This is a genomic window from Chthonomonas sp., from assembly GCF_035294165.1.
Taxonomy (GTDB): Bacteria; Armatimonadota; Chthonomonadetes; order Chthonomonadales; family Chthonomonadaceae; genus Chthonomonas.
This window is the reverse complement of the sequence record NZ_DATGLN010000070.1, coordinates 1-2,736: the sequence shown is the minus strand read 5'-3', so window position 1 is coordinate 2,736 and position 2,736 is coordinate 1. Positions and strand designations below refer to the sequence as shown.

At 53.5% G+C, this 2,736-nt stretch carries 4 protein-coding genes; all 4 read right to left on the bottom strand.

Annotation, left to right across the window (positions count from 1 at the left end):
- Positions 1-609, bottom strand: a 609-nt coding sequence (locus VKV29_RS03385; protein WP_016483687.1) for a 2,3-bisphosphoglycerate-dependent phosphoglycerate mutase, incomplete at its 3' end; no start/stop codon positions are given.
- 154 nt (positions 610-763) lie between these two features.
- Positions 764-1,150: a hypothetical protein gene (locus VKV29_RS03380; protein ID WP_324199890.1), complete on the bottom strand. Its 387-nt coding sequence runs from the start codon at positions 1,148-1,150 to the stop codon at positions 764-766.
- Positions 1,151-1,159: 9 nt separating this feature from the next.
- The gene (locus tag VKV29_RS03375) at positions 1,160-1,864 is read right to left on the bottom strand and encodes a type 1 glutamine amidotransferase (protein WP_324199889.1); all 705 of its coding nucleotides are present in this window, start codon (positions 1,862-1,864) and stop codon (positions 1,160-1,162) included.
- On the bottom strand, positions 1,861-2,328 hold the full coding sequence (locus VKV29_RS03370; protein WP_324199888.1) for a GNAT family N-acetyltransferase: 468 nt from the start codon (positions 2,326-2,328) through the stop codon (positions 1,861-1,863). Before VKV29_RS03370 ends, VKV29_RS03375 begins: the two co-directional genes overlap by 4 nt.
- Between the last annotated feature and the right edge of the window lie 408 nt (positions 2,329-2,736).

Below are 2,736 nucleotides of genomic sequence, written 5' to 3'. Positions count from 1 at the left end.
AAGCTCCGTTTTGCTGATAGGGCGACCCTCCGAGTCGATCTCGTAAACGATGGGCACGCCGTTAGGAATATTGAGGTCAATGACCTGCTCTTCACTTAGATTATCGAGTTTCATCACGATGGCACGCAGACTATTCCCGTGTGCTGAAACCAGCACATTTTTTCCCGCTTTCACTTCCGGTAGAATTTTGTCGTAGAAATAGGGCAAAGCTCGTGCGGCGGTATCCGCCAGGCTCTCCCCGCCTGGAGGGCGAACCGAATAGCTACGGCGCCAGAGTTTCACCTGTTCCTCACCGAATTTCGCGGCCGTTTCCGCCTTGTTCAATCCCTGCAGGTCGCCATAGTGGCGCTCGTTCAGGGCCTCGCTCTCCTCTGTGGGCACGCTCGTTTGCCCGGCCGCATGAAGGCAGAGACGTAGGGTCTGTTTGGCGCGATCGAGCACCGAAGTGAAGGCTTTATCAATGTGAATGCCTGCTGCCTTAATCTTCTCTCCGGCCTCAATGGCCTCTTGTTCTCCTTGTGGGGTTAGAGGAACGTCCACCCAACCGGTAAAACGGTTCTCCAGGTTCCAGAGGGACTGCCCATGTCGCAAAAGAATCAACTTCGCCATAAAATAGCCTTTCTTGCTTGCAAAAGTTCGTCTTCAGAAGAGACTCTACCCCAACAAAGGGCAGAATGCAAGCTGGCGAAAATCGGAGGGATTGTGTTGGGAAAACCGCCGCAACTCCTCCTCTTCCTCATGCTTTCCTTGTCAGGGCGTGGAATCAATCCTTCTCCTCCCACACCGGATCGACGGAGCAGGTGCCGCACTCCGGCTCCTGAATGGCAACCCAACGCACCGTCTCCTCTATCTCATGCCAATCCACTTCATCGGGATGCACCAAAGTCCAGCCATCCATGAAGCAGCCTCGGAAGTCGAGGCAGAGGACGGCGATCCCCTCACCTCCCTCATAAAGAACGGCTACTTGGGTTCCCCATGCCTCCCATAGGGAACGACGTTCTTGTAGCTGCGCCTCTATAGTTCGGCAATGCGGACATGTGGGGCTATGTAACAGAAGCAGTAACAGGTTTCCTTGCGGAAGGCCAAGCGCTTGAAGAAGCTGCCGGCGCATTGGGAGGGGCCGGTGGCGGGGTAAGGCAATCGGGTTCATAGTAACACCTCATGGTTTTAAAAGAGCGACCCAACGCGAGAAGACCTGATGGCCTATCGTGTGTAAAGGCGCTAGGTGCTGTGCCGTCTCCGCAAGGATTTGATTCGCGTCGCCTCCGGCCTCTTGAACCTCCTCGGAGAAGGTACGAACCATGTCTTGGATCATCGTCTCGTTAACCTCCATATGGAACAGAAAGCCGTAGGCTTTATCTCCGTAACGAAAGGCCTGATGGGGCGTGAGGGCGGAGGAAGCAAGCGGCACGGCGCCTTGCGGCAAATCGAACACATCGCCGTGCCAGTGAAAAGCCATAAATGTGGGAGGGATGCTCTGCCACAACGGGTCGGCGGCAGCTTCGGGGGTAAGAGAGAGCCGATGCCATCCGATCTCTTTCTGGGCGCCTTTGCGTACCTCCGCGCCGAGCGTGGCGGCGAGCAACTGGCTGCCTAGGCAGATGCCCAAGATCGGTTTATTAGCTTCGATAGCTTTGGCGATAAGGCGCTGTTCTGCATCTAAGAAGGGGTAGCGCGCGCTGTCATAGACGCCCATGGGCCCCCCCATAATGATGAGGCCGGCGGCGGAGCTGAGGTCATGGGGAATGGGTTCTTCGGCGTAGGCATGCACGACACGAGGCAAAAAGCCTCCAGCCTGCAAGGCCTGTGCTATGGTGCCGATAGTCTCAATTTCGATGTGCTGGAGCACGAGGACGTCGGTCATGTTGTTGTGGTTTCCATTTCTGTTTTACGGAGCGATTTTTTCATTTTGCGGTGTGGGATGCCGGCATCTAGGAAAATATCACCCATAGCAGTATAGCCTAAACGTTCGTAGAATGGAATGGCCTGCAATTGCGCGTCAAGCTCAAGGTGACGTAAATTTCTTGCACATGCAAAATTTTCGATTGCTTGCATAATTTTTGTTCCGACACCCTTTCCCCGATGCTCGGACAGCACGGCGACTCGTCCTATTTTTCCAATTTCAGGCGATTTTTGAATCAAGCGTGCCGTGCCAATAACTTTATTGCTGTCTCTATCCTTTGCTACGAAATGAACGGCTTCAGAATCATAGGCGTCTAGTTCTTCCTCCTCCGGTACCCCTTGCTCCGTCACAAAAACCTCTAGGCGCACGGCAAAGGCCTCCCGAAGCAAGGCCTCCTCCTCTACACGTATCACCTCATAGTTCATCTCATCTCCTCCCTTTCTCTTTACGCACGAAAGTGGCCGCTTCTGCGTATGGAAACAAAAAAAAAGAGCCTCCATCCCGCGAAAAAACCTTCCTGTGCCGTTCCCTGCTGCAAATGTAAGAAAATTTTTTACGGATTCTGCCGCACCCCTTGTTTTATGTTCCATTCTCTTGTATAATGTAAGTTGTAAGCGCCACGTCTGCAGACCGGTGTCGTAGCCGGCTCGCTTTCGCTTACGCCAAAAGGTCTATCCTTTAGCAAGCTGAAGCATCTGCAGACCACGCTTCCTAAACCTGTTAGGCAGGTTCATTCCACACTAAATGGATAGAGGGACAAGCGTGATAAGCGAACAGCAGCGCCATCTCCCCGCCAGTCACCATCGTTTTGCGGATATGCAAGACGCCGAAAT